At 68.3% G+C, this 17028-nt stretch carries 13 protein-coding genes; 9 read left to right on the top strand and 4 right to left on the bottom strand.

Annotated elements, in window-relative coordinates:
- Window positions 1-162 precede the first annotated feature (162 nt).
- Together phhA and CA234_RS07925 are read right to left on the bottom strand one after the other, a co-directional pair.
- Window positions 163-1035: a phenylalanine 4-monooxygenase gene (gene phhA, locus CA234_RS07930; protein WP_126001309.1), complete on the bottom strand. Its 873-nt coding sequence runs from the start codon at window positions 1033-1035 to the stop codon at window positions 163-165.
- Window positions 1036-1072: 37 nt separating this feature from the next.
- Window positions 1073-1918 carry a S1/P1 nuclease gene (locus CA234_RS07925; RefSeq protein WP_126001308.1) on the bottom strand — a complete coding sequence of 282 codons (846 nt, stop codon included), beginning with the start codon at window positions 1916-1918 and terminating at the stop codon, window positions 1073-1075.
- Between the two features lie 101 nt (window positions 1919-2019).
- Here CA234_RS07925 and hisS point away from each other — a divergent pair, with 101 nt between their 5' ends.
- The 4 genes from hisS to CA234_RS07905 all read left to right on the top strand — a co-directional run bounded on the left by hisS (window position 2020) and on the right by CA234_RS07905 (window position 6277).
- On the top strand, window positions 2020-3270 hold the full coding sequence (hisS, locus tag CA234_RS07920) for a histidine--tRNA ligase (protein ID WP_126001307.1): 1251 nt from the start codon (window positions 2020-2022) through the stop codon (window positions 3268-3270).
- Window positions 3267-4340, top strand: a complete 1074-nt coding sequence (gene prfA / locus CA234_RS07915; RefSeq protein WP_125975897.1) for a peptide chain release factor 1 — start codon at window positions 3267-3269, stop codon at window positions 4338-4340. The genes hisS and prfA overlap by 4 nt, the downstream gene beginning before the upstream one ends.
- A 30-nt stretch (window positions 4341-4370) precedes the next feature.
- A complete protein-coding gene (gene prmC / locus CA234_RS07910) occupies window positions 4371-5198 on the top strand; it encodes a peptide chain release factor N(5)-glutamine methyltransferase (protein ID WP_241213356.1) in 828 nt (275 codons plus the stop codon).
- Window positions 5199-5458: 260 nt separating this feature from the next.
- Window positions 5459-6277 (top strand): DUF4167 domain-containing protein, encoded by an 819-nt coding sequence (locus CA234_RS07905; protein ID WP_125975893.1) that lies wholly within the window; start codon window positions 5459-5461, stop codon window positions 6275-6277.
- Window positions 6278-6359: 82 nt separating this feature from the next.
- On the opposite strand, the gene CA234_RS07900 is transcribed toward CA234_RS07905, so the two are convergent.
- Complete coding sequence (locus CA234_RS07900; protein WP_126001306.1) at window positions 6360-7421, bottom strand: SDR family oxidoreductase; 1062 nt, start codon at window positions 7419-7421, stop codon at window positions 6360-6362.
- Window positions 7422-7520: 99 nt separating this feature from the next.
- Here CA234_RS07900 and CA234_RS07895 point away from each other — a divergent pair, with 99 nt between their 5' ends.
- A complete protein-coding gene (locus tag CA234_RS07895) occupies window positions 7521-7901 on the top strand; it encodes a helix-turn-helix domain-containing protein (protein ID WP_126001305.1) in 381 nt (126 codons plus the stop codon).
- Between the two features lie 150 nt (window positions 7902-8051).
- On the opposite strand, the gene CA234_RS07890 is transcribed toward CA234_RS07895, so the two are convergent.
- A complete protein-coding gene (locus CA234_RS07890; RefSeq protein WP_125975886.1) occupies window positions 8052-9848 on the bottom strand; it encodes an IlvD/Edd family dehydratase in 1797 nt (598 codons plus the stop codon).
- A gap of 102 nt (window positions 9849-9950) precedes the next feature.
- Between CA234_RS07890 and CA234_RS07885 the strand changes: the two genes are divergently transcribed.
- The 4 genes from CA234_RS07885 to CA234_RS07870 all read left to right on the top strand — a co-directional run bounded on the left by CA234_RS07885 (window position 9951) and on the right by CA234_RS07870 (window position 17004).
- Window positions 9951-10877 (top strand): Gfo/Idh/MocA family oxidoreductase, encoded by a 927-nt coding sequence (locus CA234_RS07885; protein WP_125975884.1) that lies wholly within the window; start codon window positions 9951-9953, stop codon window positions 10875-10877.
- Window positions 10878-11047: 170 nt separating this feature from the next.
- A complete protein-coding gene (locus CA234_RS07880) occupies window positions 11048-12286 on the top strand; it encodes an efflux RND transporter periplasmic adaptor subunit (protein ID WP_125975882.1) in 1239 nt (412 codons plus the stop codon).
- Between the two features lie 6 nt (window positions 12287-12292).
- On the top strand, window positions 12293-15490 hold the full coding sequence (locus CA234_RS07875; protein WP_126001304.1) for an efflux RND transporter permease subunit: 3198 nt from the start codon (window positions 12293-12295) through the stop codon (window positions 15488-15490).
- Window positions 15487-17004, top strand: a complete 1518-nt coding sequence (locus tag CA234_RS07870) for an efflux transporter outer membrane subunit (protein ID WP_125975878.1) — start codon at window positions 15487-15489, stop codon at window positions 17002-17004. Before CA234_RS07875 ends, CA234_RS07870 begins: the two co-directional genes overlap by 4 nt.
- The last annotated feature ends 24 nt before the right edge of the window (window positions 17005-17028 follow it).

Genomic DNA, 17028 nt, shown 5'->3' with positions numbered 1-17028 from the left:
CTCCCCACCCGCTACTGCCCCCCCCGCCGTTAGGCGTTGGGAGGGAGAGGGGCGGTCCGGCCACCGGACAGTAGCGCGGCGCTGGCGCGCCGCTCACCCTCTCCAAGCTTCGCTAGGCGCTGACGCGCCAAGCTACGCTATCCTCTCCCTCGAGGGAGAGGATCAGGAGGCCGCCTTCCCCTCCGCATACGCCTGCGTACCCCGCGTAATCACCTCGTCCCCCGGCAGGATCGCCGCGATCGGAATGTCGGGTTGTGCCAGGATCTCGGCATAGAGCGGTGCGAAATCGGTTTCCAGCGTCTCGCGGAGCAGCGCCTCGAAGCTGGGAATCACGAAATAATTCTGCTGGAAATCGTCGATCCGATAGTCCGTCCGCATTACCCGCTGCATGTCGAAGCGGATCCGGTTGGGACTGTCGCTCTCCAGCGCGAACACGCTCTCGGCAGAGCTCGACACGATGCCCGAGCCATAGATTCGCAGCCCCTCGGCTTCCTCGACCAGCCCGAACTCCACCGTGTACCAGTAGAGCCGCCCGAGCTGCTTGAGCGCCCCCAGCTCCAGCGCGCGCATCCCGCCGCGGCCATAGGCCTCCAGATAATCGGCGAAGACCGGGTCCGCGAGCATCGGCACATGGCCGAACACGTCGTGGAACACGTCGGGCTCCTGGATATAGTCGAGCTGGTCGGACCGACGGATGAAGTTGCCCGCGACGAAGCGCCGGTTGGCCATATGGTCGAAGAACACGTCGTCCGGCACCAGCCCCGGCACCGCCACGACCTGCCAGCCGGTCAGTTTCATGAGCCGTTCGGACAATTCCTCGAAATTGGGGATGCCCGACTCGGACAGCCGCAGCGCCTCCAGCCCCTTGAGATAGGCCGAGGAGGCGCGCCCCGGCAGCAGTTTCGCCTGCCGCGCGAACAGCCTGTCCCAGGTGGCGTGTTCCTCCGCGGTATAGGCCGCCCAGTCCTGCGGGATCGTCCAGTCCGCCGCCGCGCCCTCGGGCGGCCTCTCCAGCACATGCGTTTCCTTCTTCATGGACGGGATATAGCAGCCCGCCCCGACCAGCGAAACGTCAGCCCAGCGCTTCGTCGAGCAGCTTCGCCAGTCGCAGCCCGCCGCGCACCACCTGCTCGCGGGCGACCGGCACCAGCTTGGCGATGGTTGCCTCGTCGAGATGGGCGGGATGCTCGCCCGGCGTGCACACCGCCGCGCCCGCCGCACTCGGATAGACCACGTCGCGCGCGACCTGCCAGCTCTCCCGGCTCCAGTCCTCGACGCTGCCGCCCCACGCCGCGTTGCGCTCGGCGGCCGAATAGACCCGCACCGGCGAGGGCGGCTGCGAGATCGCGCGCTCGGCGAGATAGCCGTCCCACACCGAATGGAGGTTGAGCCTGGCGCTGGTGAAGGCGCCGTAATTGGTCTTCACCTTGTTGCCGCCGAGATCGCTGTGATCGCCCGCATGGAGCGGCTGGTGGAGATCGCCGACGAAGTGGACGAGGAACGCCAGCGCCATCACCCGCTCGCGCACCGGTACCGTGCGGTCCTTGAGCAGCTTCACGTCGCGCTCGATCTGCGCCGAGACGCAATTGCCGTCGCGGCAGGGCGGCTTGAGGTCGAACGGCTTGCAGATGTCGATATTCTGGTAGTGCCACGAATAGGCATAGCTGAAGCGCGGGCCGAGCGTCTTCACGCAGTCTGCCCAGACGCTCGCCTGCTCGATCGTGTTGGCCGGGCAGGTCGGCGTCTCGAGCAGCGACTGGCGCTTGAGCAGCGCGTCGATCTTCGCCCGCACCGCCGGCGTCACGTTGCGATAGGCGATCGCGCCCACCGTCTCATGGCCATATTCCCAATAGGCGGAAGCGGGCGAAGCGGCGCCGAAACCGAGCAGCGCGGCAAGGATACACAGGATGCGACTCATGGGCGGAGCCCTAGGCCCACGCGCGTCCCGCTTCAACAGGACAGCACCTCCCCTCGCCTGCATTGCGGCGGACCCGAAACCGGCCTAATAGCCGCGCCCAAATGGCACGTATCCAGACCCCCCAGCGCATCCGGGGCACCCAGGACATTTTCGGCGAAGACCAGCGGCGTTTCGCCGCGGTGCTCGAAGTGTTCGATCGGGTGCGCAAGCTCTATTGCTTCCAGCGGCTCGAGATCCCGATCTTCGAGGCGACCGGCGTGTTCGCCCGCTCGATGGGCGAGACCTCGGACGTCGTCTCCAAGGAGATGTACACCTTCGAGGATCGCGGCGGCGATTCGATCACGCTGCGCCCCGAATTCACCGCCGGCATCGCGCGGGCCTATATCAGCGAGGGGTGGCAGCAGTTCGCGCCGCTCAAGGTCGTGACCTCGGGCCCGGTGTTCCGCTACGAGCGCCCGCAAAAGGGCCGCTATCGCCAGTTCCACCAGATCGACGCCGAGATCCTCGGCGCGCCCGAGCCCGCCGCCGATGTCGAGCTGCTGGTGCTGGCCGACCAGCTGCTCAAGGAGCTCGGCATCGCCGAGGGCGTGACGCTGCAGCTCAACACGCTGGGCGATGCCGCGACCCGCGATGCCTGGCGCACCGCGCTGGTCGCGCATTTCGAGGCGCACAAGGGGGAGCTTTCCGAGGACAGCCTGGCCCGGCTCGAAAAGAATCCCTTGCGCATCCTCGATTCGAAGGACCCGCGCGACCGCCCGATCGCCGACAGCGCGCCGGACATCGATGCGTACCTGACCGACGAAGCCGCCGCCTTCTTCAAGGCGGTGACCGACGGACTCGATGCCGCCGGCGTCGCCTGGACGCGCAATGCGCGGCTGGTGCGCGGGCTCGATTATTACCGCCACACCGCGTTCGAGTTCGTCACCGACCGGCTCGGCGCGCAGGGCACCGTGCTGGCCGGCGGCCGCTATGACGGGCTGATCGGCTCGCTCGGCGGCCCCGAGACCGCGGGCGTGGGCTGGGCAGCCGGCGTCGAGCGGCTGGCAATGTTGATCGAGGAGCCCAAGGCCGCCGCGATCCAGGTCTATGTCGTGGTCGAGGACGACCGCGTGCAGGCCGATGGCGTGCGTGCCGTGTCCGCGCTGCGCCGCGCCGGTCTGGCCGCCGAACTGCTCGCCACCGGCTCGCCCCGCAAGCGGTTCGACAAGGCGGTGAAGAGCAATCCCGATGCGCTGCTATCGCTGGGCGTCACAGACGAAGCCACGTCGAAGCGGCTCAAGGTCAATGTCGGCGACGCCGCCGCGATCGAGGCCGTGCTCGGCAACATTGCCTGGGGCGGCCCAACCGAATGACCCGTATCCCGCCGGACCGCATTGCGGCGATCGAGGCGCGGCGCGATGAGTTGCAGGCGTTGATGGCGTCGGGCGAGCTCGGCGGCGATCGCTTCGTCCAGGTCTCGAAGGAATATGCCGAGATCGAGCCGGTCGCGGTCGCGGCGGGCACTGTGCGGCGGCTGCGTGCCGAGGGCGAATCGCTCCAGCAGATGACGCAGGAGGCCGATGACGAGCTGCGCGCGATGGCGGTGGAGGAACTCCGCGCCAATGAGGGCACGCTCGCCGAGGCCGAGCGCAAGCTGGCGCTCGCCCTGCTCCCCAAAGATGCGGCCGACGAGCGCCCCGCGCTGCTCGAAATCCGTGCCGGCGTGGGCGGCGACGAGGCCGCGCTGTTCGCGGGCGACTTGCTCCGCATGTACCAGCGCTATGCCGATCGGCTCGGCTGGCGGACCGAGCTGATCTCGGCCAGCACCTCGGAAGCGGGCGGCTACAAGGAAGTCGTGGTCGGCATCACCGGCACCGGCGTGTTCGCCAAGCTCAAGTTCGAAAGCGGCGTCCACCGGGTCCAGCGCGTCCCCGCCACCGAGGCGGGCGGGCGCATCCACACCTCCGCCGCCACCGTCGCGGTGCTGCCCGAGGCGGAAGAGGCGGACGTGCAGATCGACGACAAGGACCTGCGCATCGACATCTACCGCGCCTCGGGCCCCGGCGGCCAGGGCGTCAACACCACCGACAGCGCGGTGCGGATCACGCACCTCCCCACGGGGATCGTCGTGATCCAGCAGGACGAGCGCTCGCAGCACAAGAACAAGGCCAAGGCGATGAAGGTGCTCCGCACCCGCCTCTATGAGGCCGAGCGCGAGCGGCTGGCGGCCGAACGGGTCGGCGCGCGACGTTCGATGGTCGGCTCGGGCGATCGCTCGGAGCGGATCCGGACCTACAATTTCCCGCAAGGGCGGGTAACCGACCACCGGATCAACCTGACGCTGCACCGCCTGCCCGAGATCCTGGAAGGCGAGCTCGACGAACTGGTCGGCGCGCTAGTCGCGCAGGACGAGGCCGACCGGCTTGCGCAGCTGGATGGCTAAAGCTCCTCCCCGGTACGGGGAGGAATTTCGGTGCGCCAAGCCGTGACCGTACGCGCAGCGCTCGCAGACGCCGCCCGCCAGCTCGAAGCCGTCTCCGACACGCCCCGGCTCGATGCCGAGCTGCTGATGGCGCACGCGCTGGGCACCAGCCGCGACATGCTGCTGCTCGGTCGTCTCGATGATCCCGCGCCCGAGACCTTCGCCGCGCTCCTCGCCCGCCGCCGCACCCACGAGCCGATCGCCTATATCACCGGCACCCGCGCCTTCTGGACGATCGACCTTGCGGTCGGCCCCGGCGTGCTGATTCCCCGCCCCGACAGCGAGACGCTGATCGAGACCGCGCTTGCCTGGTTCGGCACCCGCGTGCCGCAGCGCGTCCTCGACCTCGGCACCGGCCCGGGCACGCTGCTCCTCGCCGCGCTCGCCGAATGGCCGGAGGCACGGGGACTCGGCGTCGACGCCTCGGAGGCCGCGCTCGGCTATGCGCGGCGCAATGCGGAGGCCCTCGGCATGGCGGACCGCGCCGCATTCCGCCAGGGCGACTGGACCACGGGTATCGACGGCAAGTTCGACCTGATCCTCGCCAACCCGCCCTATATCGGGACCGACGAACCCCTCCCCCCGCAGGTGCTCGACCACGAGCCGGCGGAGGCGCTGTTCGCCGGTACCGACGGCCTCGACGACTATCGCCGCATCGTCCCCGCCCTCCCCGCCCTGCTCGCCCCCGGCGGCGCGGCCGTGATCGAAATCGGATGGACGCAAGGCGATGCAGTTTCTTTGCTCGGCCAGGAACAGGGCCTGTCCTCAAGCGTCTATAAAGACATGGGTGGACGACCGCGCGTGGTCCGGCTGACTTGAAACTACGCGCAAACGTCACATATTTCTGCTTGGAGATTGGTACGCCAGCGGCTAGAAGAAGGCCGGGGCGAGGCACCTTCAACCAAGTTGTTGAGATAAAGGGCTGAGGCCCGACTCCATGGTCATGTGTGCCGCTGCAGTCCGGCGGCCATGGCAAGCGGTAGGCGCTGGGATACCCCGGCACCGCCCGCGAACGTAACCCTGCATCCGGAACCTCGATGGATCGACGTACGGCTTTGTAAAGACAGGACACAAAGACCTTGATCAACAATCGTCAGGCCGGCCGCCGTCGCGGCCGGGGCGGCCAGCAACAGCGCCAGGGCGGAAGCTCGAACAATCAGGGCAATGGTAGTCGGATCGATAACCGCGCCCGTGGTAACGCCGCCCAGTTGCTTGAGAAATACAAGAACCTGGCACGCGACGCCCAGATGCAGGGCGACCGCGTCAACGCCGAATATTATCTGCAGTTCGCCGATCATTATTTCCGCGTATTGAACGAGAATCGCTCGCGCTTCGAAGAGCAGAACCAGCAGCGCCGCCAGCGCGAGGAATTCGACGGCGACGAAGAAGAGTTCGAGATGGAAGGCGAAGCCGGCCGCGAGGACGAGGGCGACGCCTCCCGCCAGCAGCAGCAGCCCCGTCGCGAGCGCGAACCCCGCTACGAGCGCGAAGCCCGCGAACCGCGCGGCGACCGTGAGCAGCGTGCAGAACGCGAGCCCCGCGAAGCCCGTGAGCCGCGCGAGGGCCGCGAGCAGCGCAGCTATCGCGAAGACCGCCGCGAGCGCAGCAACGGCGCATCGAACGGCCAGGCCAATGGCCATGCCGTCGAAGCCGCACCGGTAGAGGCGCCCGCCATCGAAGCGCCGGTCGCCGAGCAGGCCGCCGAGGCGCCCCGCCGTCGCGGTCGCCCGCGTCGCGAAGCCCCGGTCGAGGCCGAAGCGTCGCACGGCATCGACGCCGCGATCCTCCCGCCCGCGATCGGCACCGATGCGGCGCCAGCCGCGGACGAGGAAGCGCCGAAGAAGCCCCGCCGCCGTCGCACCGTGAAGAGCGACGAGGCCGAGGCGCCCGCCGCCTGAGGCACCGCCAACTGGCAACGAAAAAGGCCCGCTTCCGAAAAGGAGGCGGGCCTTTTTCGTTTCCGCGCCCTCGCGCGCAGGCTTACGGAATCAGCCGGTCCGCGCGCAGCCGCTCGAACAGCGCGAAGAAGGCGTCGTCGGTCGGCTGATAGGCGGTGAAGCCCATCCGGCGGCTCTTCGACATGTCGGTGACCACCTCGATCGGGCGCCCCAGATCGGCATCGGTGTGCCAGGGAGAGGCGAGGCGGGCGAGGTTGGGCTCGGCCAGCCCCTCGCTCTCGGCGATGGTGCGCCACAAGTCCGCATCGCCAGCCATCTGCTGCTCGAGCGGCTGGACGGTGCCGTCGAACGGCGCCGGCTCCAGCCCGAACCACGCGGCGATGCGCGCCCACATCCATTGCCAGCGGAAGACGTCGCCGTTGACGACATTGAACGCCTCGTTGGCCGCGCCCGGCGTCTCCGCTGCCCAGAGCAGGTGCCGGGCGAGCAGGCCGGCGTCGGTCATGTCGGTGAGCCCGCTCCACTGCGCGGCCGAGCCGGGAAAGCGGAACGGCCGACCGGTCTCGCGGCACAAGGTCGCATAGACCGCGAGCGTGGTTCCCATGTTCATCGCGTTGCCGACCGCCTTGCCGATCACGGTGTGCGGGCGGTGGACGCTCCAGCTGAAGCGGTCGCGCGCCGCTGCCGCGAACAGTTCGTCTTCCTGGGCATAATAGAAATTGTCGACGTCGAGCCGACCCTGCTCCTCGCGGAACGGCGTCTGCGGCAGGCTGCCCTTACCATAGGCCTCGAACGGCCCGAGATAATGCTTGAGCCCGGTGACCAGCGCGACGTGGCGCGGGCCGGTCGGCCTGGGCAGCCCGTCGAGCAGGTGGCGCACCATCGCCGCATTGACCCGGATATTCTCCGCCTCGCTGTCCTGCCGCAGCCAGGTGGTGATGAACACCGCGTCGGGGTTCACGCCCTGCAGCGCCTGCGCGGTCGCAGCCGCATCGGTGAGGTCGGCGGCGACCGGCGCCACGCCCGCCTGTTCCACCGGGCGGCGTGCGAGCCCGTGCACCGTCCAGCCCTGCGCGACCAACAGGTCCGCCGTCGCGCTGCCGACGATGCCGCTTGCGCCTACCACCAAAGCCGTCTTGGCCATTTCTGCCTCCATAACGCGTTGGAGACCGAGCTAGGCAGCCGCGCGCGCGGCTTCTAGACGGCACCAAATCGGAACCTAGGCACCAGAAGGTACCCACCTATGCAACCCGGCACGGCGGATTCGGAATGGCGGGAGGATTGCGCGCCGCGGCGCGTGCTGGGGCTGTTCGCCACCAAATGGACGAGCATGGTGCTCCACACGCTCCATGCCCGCCACGGCGGTGCGGCGCGGAGCGGCGTGCTGCTGCGCAGCCTGCCCGGCATCTCCAAGAAGATGCTGACCCAGACGCTGCGCGAGATGGAGGAGGTGGGGCTGATCGACCGGATCGTGCAGAACGCGGTGCCGCCGGCGGTGGAATACCGGCTGACACCGCTGGGCAACCGCTTCGTCGAGCCGGTCGAACTGCTCTATGCCTGGGGGCGCGACAATGCCGATGCGCTCGACCAGCTCGGCAGGCGGCCCACCGCCCGGCGCGCCTGAGATTGGGAAGCGAACGCCCTGCCCTTCATCGTCATCCCGGCGGAAGCCGGGATACAGTCACCATTCGGCCGCAGCACGAGCCGCGACGGCAGCGCCAATGGATTCCGGCTTCCGCCGGAATGACGAAGGGAGGGCCGTTGCCGCGACCGCTTAGTGGCTGTCGCGCGGGAGACCCTTGGTCTGGGCGATGCGCTGATACTTCACCGCATTCTCGAACACCGCACCACCATCGAACTGACCGACCAGCCCGCGATGGATCTCCTGCCACGGCGTCTGCGATTCGGGCACATAGTCGATGCCCAGGTCCGCGCGGCGCTGCGCCAGTTCCGCGTCGCTGACCAGCATGTTGGCGCTGCGCGTGTTGAGGTCGATGCGGATCCGGTCGCCGGTGCGGACCAGCGCGAGCCCGCCGCCCACCGCCGCTTCCGGCGCGGCGTTGAGGATCGACGGGCTGCCGCTGGTGCCCGACTGGCGACCGTCGCCCAAGCACGGCAGCGCGTGCACGCCCGCCTGGATCAGCGCCACCGGCGGGCGCATGTTGACCACCTCGGCACCGCCGGGATAGCCGACCGGCCCCGCGCCGCGCATGATCAGGATGCTGTTCTCGTCGATGCCGAGCGCGGGATCGTCGATGCGGTGATGATAATCCTCCGGCCCGTCGAACACGAACGCCGTGCCTTCGAACGCGCCGGGATCGTCCGGGTTGGAGAGATAGCGCGCGCGGAATTCGTCCGAGATCACGCTGAGCTTCATCACCGCATTGTCGAACAGGTTGCCCGACAGCACCGTCAGCCCCGCCGCCGGGCGCAGCGGCGCGGCAAGCGGACGGATCACGTCGTCGTCCTCGATCTCGGCCGTGCCGATATTCTCGCCGACGGTGCGGCCGTTGACGGTCAGCGCATCGTTGTGGAGCAAGCCGGCGCGGTACAGCTCGCCCATCACCGCGGGCACGCCGCCGGCGCGGTAGAAATCCTCGCCGAGATAGTTGCCCGCCGGCTGCAGGTTCACCAGCAGCGGCACGTCGGCGCCATGGGATTCCCAGTCCTCCAGGGTCAGCTCGACGCCAATGTGGCGGGCGATGGCGTTCAGATGGATCGGCGCATTGGTCGAGCCCCCGATCGCGGAGTTGACGCGGATCGCGTTGAGGAAGGCCTCGCGGGTCAGCACGTCGCTGGGCTTGCGGTCGGCGAGGGTCATCTCGACGATCTGCAGGCCGGTGCGATAGGCGCATTCGGCGCGGTCGCGATAGGGTGCGGGGATCGCGGCGGAACCCGGCAGCGACATGCCGAGCGCCTCGGCCATCGAATTCATCGTCGTCGCGGTGCCCATGGTGTTGCACCAGCCGGTCGACGGCGCCGACGAGGCGACGAGCTGGATGAAGCCCTTGTAGTCGATCTCGCCCGCCGCGAGCATCTCGCGCGCCTTCCACACGATCGTGCCCGAGCCGGTGCGCTCGCCCTTGAACCAGCCGTTGAGCATCGGCCCGACCGACAGCGCGATCGCGGGAATGTTCACGGTCGCCGCTGCCATCAGGCAGGCCGGGGTCGTCTTGTCGCAACCGATGGTCAGCACCACGCCGTCGATCGGGTAGCCGTACAGCGTCTCGACCAGGCTGAGATAGGCGAGGTTACGGTCGAGCCCGGCGGTCGGACGCTTGCCGGTTTCCTGAATCGGATGGGTCGGAAACTCGATGGCGATGCCGCCGGCTTCGCGAATTCCCTCGCGCACCCGCTTGGCGAGTTCGAGATGGTGGCGGTTGCAGGGACTGAGGTCGCTGCCGGTCTGGGCGATGCCGATGATCGGCTTGCCCGATTGCAGTTCCTCCAGGCTCAGCCCGAAGTTGAGGTAGCGCTCGACATAGAGCGCGGTCATGTCGGGGTTATCGGGATTGTCGAACCAGGACCGCGAGCGCAGCGCCGCGCGACGAGTTCCAGCTTCTTCGGTCATGATTCCTCCGCTACGGCGCAACTTGGGGCGTACAGGCGGACCTTGATAACCGCCGCGCACGCCCATAGGAAGCATATATATCTTATAAAAGGATTGCCTGATATGTCGGAGCGGATTCGTCTTGGGTTGGTGGGCATCGGCAAGATCGCGCGCGATCAGCATCTGCCGGCGCTGAAAGGCGATGACCGTTTCGAGCTGGTCGCCACCGCAAGCCGCAACGCCTCGGTAGACGGGGTCGCCGCGCACAAGGACATCGAATCGCTGATTGCCGGCGGGCATGATCTCACCGCCGTCTCGCTCTGCACCCCGCCCGAGGGCCGCTACGATCAGGCACGCATCGCGATCGAGGCCGGGCTGCACGTGATGCTGGAAAAGCCGCCGGCCGCGACGCTGACCGAAATCTTCGACTTGGCCGAGCGCGCCCGCGCCAAGGACGTGACGCTGTTCACCACCTGGCATTCGCGCGAGGCCGCCGGCGTCGAGCCCGCCAAGGCCTGGCTCCAGGGCAAGCAGATCAAGGCCGCGCGCATTACCTGGCGCGAGGACATCCGCCGCTGGCACCCGGGGCAGGAATGGATCCTGGCGGCGGGCGGCTTCGGCGTGTTCGATCCGGGTATCAACGCGCTCTCGATCGTGACCGCGATCCTGCCCGAAGCGCTGCTGCTCGACGAAGCATGGATGGAAGTGCCCGAAGGGCGCGCCTCGCCGCTGCGCGCCAAGCTCCACATGCGCTGCGCGGGCGCCCCGGTGACCGCCGATTTCGATTTCCTCCAGACCGGCCCGCAAACCTGGGACATCGAGGTCGACACCGATTCCGGTACGCTGCGCCTCGGCATGGGCGGCAGCATCCTGCAACTTCCGGGCGAAGACGAGCAAAAGGCACCGGACCGCGAATATGCCCGGCTTTATGCGCGCTTCGCCGAGCTGGTGGCGGCAAAGCAGAGTGACGTTGACGTGCGTCCGCTCCAGCTGGTCGCGGACGCCTTCCTCGTCGGCGAGCGCGCGATCGGCGAGACTTTCGCGTTCTGAGGCGCTTCGGCGCCTGCCCGTGGGGAAATCGCCGCGCAAGTCGCTACGCCGTTCGACATATTTTGCGACAACCTTTTTGTGGCACGTGGGATACGTGCCATCTAATGGCGAGTTTGGCAGTGACCGGTGGTCCGGCATTCTTCGGGCCACCCCTAAGCGGGTTCTGAAATTTGAACGCTCCGACCAGCTATGGCCGTTCGGGCCTGATCGTGTTTGCATCGGCCCTGCTTCTCGCCGCGTGCAGCTCCGGCGAGGGTGCCGGCAAGCAGCAGGGCGGCGGCCGCCGCGGTCCCTCGGGCCCGCCGCAGGTCGGCTATGTCGTGGTGCAGCCGAGCAGCGTGCCGGTGACCACCGAGCTGGCCGGACGCGTTACGCCCTATCAGATGTCGCAGGTCCGCCCGCAGGTCGCTGGCATCGTCCAGCGCCGGCTGTTCAAGGAGGGCGAGGTCGTCCGCCAGGGACAGACGCTCTACCAGATCGACCCGAGCCTCTATCAGGCCAGCGTCGCACAAGCGCAGGCGAACCTGCAAAATGCCCAGGCGACGCTGGAAGCGGCGCGGATCCGGGCCGATCGCTACAAGCCGCTCGCCCAGATGCAGGCCGTGAGCCAGCAGGACTATACCGACGCGGTGGCCCAGGCGCGACAGGCGGCGGCGCAGGTGGCGCAGTTCCGCGCCGCGCTGCAGACCGCCCAGATCAACCTGCGCTTCACGCGCGTACCGGCACCGATTACCGGCCGCATCGGGCGATCGCTGTTCACCGAGGGCGCGCTCGTCACCGCCAACCAGGCCGATCCCCTCGCGGTGATCGAACGGCTCGACCCCATCTTCGTCGACATCCAGCAATCCAGCGCCGACATGCTGGCGTTGCGCCGCGCGCTGGCGCGGGGGGGCACAGCCCCCGCCACCGCGACCGTCCGGCTCAAGCTTGAGGACGGCAGCGACTATGGCGCCACCGGGACGGTCGAATTCACCGAGGTGATCGTCAACGAGAGCACCGGCACGGTCACGCTGCGCGCGCGATTCCCCAACGCGCAGAACATCCTGCTGCCGGGCATGTTCGTCCGCGCGGTGTTCGCGCAGGCGATCGATACCCAAGCTTATCTGGTACCGCAGGCGGGCGTGTCGCGCGATCCCAAGGGCAATGCGACCGTCTATGTCGTGGGGCCGGGCAACAAGGCGGTGGCGCGCACCGTCGTCGCCGATCGCACGATCGGGCAGAACTGGGTGATCACGCAAGGACTTGCGCCGGGCGACAAGGTGATCGTGCAGGGCACGGCGAACCTCAAGCCGGACATCGATATCAAGCCGGTCCCCGCCAACACGCCGCAGAAGATCGAGCCGCCCAAGAAGGGCCAGGGGCAAGGCGGCGCCCAGACCAAGGGCGGCAGCCAGGCCAAGGCGGGCTGAGCCGCCATGTCGCGCATCTTCATCGACCGGCCGATCTTCGCCTGGGTGCTCGCCATCATCGTGATGCTGATGGGCCTGGCGGCGATCTTCTCGCTGCCCATCGCGCAATATCCGGACATCGCGCCGCCACAGGTCAATATCCGCGCCACCTATCCCGGCGCCTCGGCGGAGACGGTGCAGAACAGCGTCACCCAGGTGATCGAGCAGCAGCTGAGCGGCATCGACGGCCTGCTCTATTTCAGCAGCTCGTCCACCTCGCGCGGCCAAGTGACCATCTCGGCGACCTTCGAGAAGGGCACCAACCCGGACATCGCCCAGGTGCAGGTGCAGAACAAGGTGCAGCAGGCGCTGTCCCGCCTGCCCAGCCAGGTGCAGCAGCAGGGCCTGACCGTCACCAAGTCGAACCCCGACTTCCTGATGATCGTCGGCGTGTATGACTCGACCGACAAGAAGACCAATCTCGACGTCTCGGACTGGCTCGCCTCCAACCTGCAGGACCCGCTGTCGCGCATCGAAGGCGTCGGCGACACCAACGTGTTCGGTGCGCCCTATGCGATGCGCATCTGGCTCAACCCTGCGCGGCTCGCCAGCTACGGGCTGATCCCGGGGGACATCATCACCGCGATCCAGGCGCAGAACACCGAGATCGCCGCCGGCGAGCTCGGCGGCCAGCCGATGCCCGACGAGCAGATGCTCAATGCGACCGTGACCTCGCAGTCGCGGCTGCAGACGCCCGAGCAGTTCGCCAACATCATCGTGAAGACCGATTCGACCGGCGCCGCGGTGAAGCTGCGCGACGTCGCGCGGGTCGAGCTCGGCTCGGACAATTACAACTCCTCCAGCCGGATCAACGGCCATCCCGGCGCCGGCCTCGCCATCTCGCTGTCGCCGGGCGCCGACGCGCTCAAGACCGCCGATCTGGTGAAGGCCCAGGTCGAGGCCGCCGCCAAGGGCTTCCCGCCGGGCTTCAAATACGCCTATGCCAACGACACCACCGGCTTCATCAAGCTTTCGATCGAAGAAGTGGTGAAGACGCTGCTCGAAGCGATCGTGCTCGTCGTCATCGTGATGTTCGTCTTCCTGCAGAGCTGGCGCGCGACGCTGATCCCGGCAATTGCGGTGCCGGTGGTGTTGCTCGGCACCTTCGGCGTGTTCTACGCGCTCGGCTTCTCGATCAACACGCTCACCCTGTTCGGGCTCGTCCTCGCCATCGGCCTGCTCGTCGACGACGCGATCGTCGTCGTCGAGAATGTCGAGCGGCTGATGGAAGAGAATCCGGACATGACGCCGCGCGAGGCGACGATCCGCTCGATGGACGAGATCCAGGTGGCGCTGGTCGCGATCGCGCTGGTGCTCTCGGCCGTGTTCCTGCCGATGGCGTTCTTCGGCGGCTCGACCGGCGTGATCTACCGCCAGTTCTCGGTGACGATCGTGTCCGCCATGGTCCTCTCGGTGCTCGTCGCGCTGGTGCTGAGCCCCGCGCTCACCGCCACGCTGCTCAAGCAGAAGAACCAGGAAAAGAACCCCGAGGACACCTGGATGGGGCGTCGCTTCCCCTGGGTCGGACGCGGGCTGACCGCCGCCAAGACCAAGTTCAACAACGGCTTCGATCGCGGCGTCGATCGCTATGTCCGCGGCGTGCAGGCGGTGGTCGATCGCAAGTGGATCTTCGTGCTCGTCTATGTCGCGGTCTGCGCGATCCTCGTGCTGATGTTCGTTCGCCTGCCCACCGGCTTCCTGCCGACCGAGGACCAGGGCGCCGCCTCGGTGCAGTTCCGTCTGCCCGCGGGCGCGACCATGGCGCGCACCAAGGAAGTGCAGCTCGCGGTGGAGAAATACTTCCTGACCAAGGAAGCCAAGAACGTGTCCGTGATGTTCTCGGTCTCCGGCGGCGGCGGCGGCGGGGTCAATGGCCAGAATACCGGCCAGGGTTTCATCAATCTCACCGACTGGTCGGACCGCAAGGGCGCCGAAAACAGCGCCGACGGCATCGTCAACCGCGCGGCCGGCGCCTTCCGCAACTTCCGCGACGCACAGGTCTTCGCGCTGGTGCCGCCGGCGATCCGCGGCCTCGGCCAGTCGACCGGCTTTACCATGGAGCTGCTCAACACCAGCGGGATGAGCCGCGAGCAGTTCGTCGCCGCGCGCGACAAGCTGCTCGCCGCGGCCAATGCCGATCCGGAGCTGGCGCAGGTCCGCCTCACCGACCTTCCCGACGTGGCGACGCTCAAGGTTGATCTGGACCAGCAGAAGCTCGCCACGCTGGGCCTCAGCCAGACCGACGTGAACGCGACGCTGTCGACCGCCTGGGGCGGCCGCTACGTCAACGACTTCATCGATCGCGGTCGCGTGAAGCGCGTCTATGTCCAGGGCGACGCCCCCTATCGCTCGGAGCCCGGCGACCTGGCGCAGTGGTTCGTCCGCAGCAGCAACGGCCAGATGGCGCCCTTCACCTCCTTCTCCTCGACCAGCTGGGCGACGGCGCCGACCTCGATGGCGCGGTTCAACGGCGTCCAGTCGTTCGAGTTCAGCGGCCAGGCCGTCCCGGGCAAGAGTTCGGGCGAGGCGATGAAGCGCATTGCCGAGCTCGCCGCGCAGATCCCCGGCACCAGCATCGCCTGGGCGGGCCTGTCCTATCAGGAGCGGCTCTCCTCAGGCCAGGCGCCGCTGCTCTACGGCGTGTCGCTGCTCGTCGTGTTCCTCTGCCTTGCGGCGCTGTACGAAAGCTGGTCGATCCCGATCGCGGTGCTGCTCGTCATTCCGCTCGGCCTGGTCGGCGCGATCTTCGCGGTGACGCTGCGCGGCCTGCAGAACGACGTGTACCTGCAGATCGGCCTGCTCACTACCATGGGCCTCGCCGCCAAGAACGCGATCCTGATGATCGAATTTGCCGAACAGGCCGAGAAGCAGGGCAAGCGCGTGATCGAGGCGGCGCTGGAAGCGGCCCGCATCCGTCTCCGCCCGATCCTGATGACCAGCCTCGCCTTCATCTTCGGCGTGCTGCCGCTGGCAATCTCGACCGGCGCGGGCGCCAACAGCCGAATCGCGATCGGCACTTCGGTGATCGGCGGCATGCTGACCGCGACGATCCTCGCCATCTTCTACATCCCGCTGTTCTTCGTGCTCGTCCGCCGCGGCGTGCGCGACGGCCTCGCCGCGCTGCGCAACCGCCGCCATCGCAACACCCCGGAGGCCAAGGCATGAAGCGCGCGCTGACGCTCCTCACCACCGCAGCACTCGCCGGCTGCTCGATGGCGCCGAAGGACGTGCGTCCCGCCGCGCCGGTGCCGCCGAGCTGGCCGGTGGGCGATTCCTACCTCCGCGAGAGCGAGGCGACGCTGCCCGCGCTCAGCTGGCGCGAGGTGTTCCGCGACGCACGGCTGCAGACGCTGATCGAGCAGGCGCTCGTCAACAATCGCGACCTGCGCGTGGCCGCGGCGAACATCGCCGCGGCGCGCGCGCAGTACCAGATCCAGCGCGGCGCGCAGCTGCCCCAGGTCGACGCCAGCCTCGGCATCACCGAGCGGCGCGGCAACGTGACCAATGTCGGCAACGGCCTGGGCACCGGGAACACGGGCAATACGGGCAACACCGGCGGGAACGTCGGCAATGTCGGCGGCGGCGTGCGGACCAACTATTCGACCCAAGCCGGCATCACCGGCTTCGAGCTCGACCTGTTCGGCCGCCTCGCCTCGCTCACCCGCGCGCAGCAGGAGACCTATTTCGCCACCGAAGCCGGCGCCCGCGCGACCCGGCTGACCTTGGTCGGCGACATCGCCACCGCCTGGCTCACCTATGCCTCGGACGCGAGCCTGCTCGCCGTCGCGCAGCAGACCGCGAAGAGCGCCGAGGACAGCGTCCGCCTCACCCGCGCGCGCCTCGAGGGCGGCGTCGCCCCGCGCACCGACCTGCGCCAGGCCGAACAGACGCTCGCGACGGCGCAGAACGACGTCGCCCGCCAGACCAGCGCGCTGGCGCAGGACGTCAATGCGCTGCGCCTGCTCGCCGGCTCCGAAATCGACCCTGCGCTGCTCCCCGCCTCGATCGAAGAGGCGGCCCCGACCATCGCCGCCGTCCCGGCAGGGCTCGATTCGAGCATCCTGCTGCGCCGGCCGGACGTGGTGCAGGCCGAATATCAGCTGCGCGCCGCCAATGCCCAGATCGGCGCGGCGCGGGCGGCGCTGTTCCCGCGGATCAGCCTCACCACCGTGCTCGGCTTCGCCAGCACCGCGCTATCCAGCCTGTTCGACGGCGACGCCTTCACCTGGCAGGCGGGCGGCACTGGCAGCTATTCGATCTTCCGCGGCGGCGCGGCACGCGCCAATGTGCGGCTGACCGAAGCGCAGCAGCAGGCGCAGCTCGCCAATTACGAGCGCGCGATCCAGACCGCCTTTCGCGACGTCGCCAATGCGCTGGCGGTGCGCGGCACGATCGATGCCCAGCTCCGCGCGACTCAGCTGCAGGAAGAGGCGGCGGCCGACACCTATCGGCTGAGCGAGGCGCGCTATCGCGGCGGCATCGACACCTTCCTGCAGAGCCTGGTCTCGCAGCGCTCGCTCTATGCGGCGCAGCAGCAGCTGGTGACGGTGCAGTTCACCGCCGCGACCAACCGCGTGAACCTCTACCGCGCACTCGGCGGCGATTCGCAGCTGGAGGTGACACGGCAAGGGCCCCAGCCGGTGAACGCGCAAGGGCCTGCAGGAAGCACGGGCGGTTGACCGCACGCCCCTGCTTGTGGCAGG

Source organism: Sphingomonas sp. ABOLE, from assembly GCF_003950455.1.
GTDB lineage: Bacteria > Pseudomonadota > Alphaproteobacteria > Sphingomonadales > Sphingomonadaceae > Sphingomonas > Sphingomonas trueperi.
This window is presented reverse-complemented; position numbering and strand designations above follow the sequence as displayed.

What these genes read in the sequence shown, in the direction of transcription:
- phhA (WP_126001309.1), bottom strand. Translation starts at nt 1,035, where the DNA reads ATGAAGAAGGAAACGCATGTGCTGGAGAGGCCGCCCGAGGGCGCGGCG.
- CA234_RS07890 (WP_125975886.1), bottom strand. Translation starts at nt 9,848, where the DNA reads ATGACCGAAGAAGCTGGAACTCGTCGCGCGGCGCTGCGCTCGCGGTCC.
- CA234_RS07870 (WP_125975878.1), top strand. Translation starts at nt 15,487, where the DNA reads ATGAAGCGCGCGCTGACGCTCCTCACCACCGCAGCACTCGCCGGCTGC.
- hisS (WP_126001307.1), top strand. Translation starts at nt 2,020, where the DNA reads ATGGCACGTATCCAGACCCCCCAGCGCATCCGGGGCACCCAGGACATT.
- CA234_RS07895 (WP_126001305.1), top strand. Translation starts at nt 7,521, where the DNA reads ATGCAACCCGGCACGGCGGATTCGGAATGGCGGGAGGATTGCGCGCCG.
- CA234_RS07885 (WP_125975884.1), top strand. Translation starts at nt 9,951, where the DNA reads ATGTCGGAGCGGATTCGTCTTGGGTTGGTGGGCATCGGCAAGATCGCG.
- prfA (WP_125975897.1), top strand. Translation starts at nt 3,267, where the DNA reads ATGACCCGTATCCCGCCGGACCGCATTGCGGCGATCGAGGCGCGGCGC.
- CA234_RS07875 (WP_126001304.1), top strand. Translation starts at nt 12,293, where the DNA reads ATGTCGCGCATCTTCATCGACCGGCCGATCTTCGCCTGGGTGCTCGCC.
- CA234_RS07900 (WP_126001306.1), bottom strand. Translation starts at nt 7,421, where the DNA reads ATGGCCAAGACGGCTTTGGTGGTAGGCGCAAGCGGCATCGTCGGCAGC.
- CA234_RS07925 (WP_126001308.1), bottom strand. Translation starts at nt 1,918, where the DNA reads ATGAGTCGCATCCTGTGTATCCTTGCCGCGCTGCTCGGTTTCGGCGCC.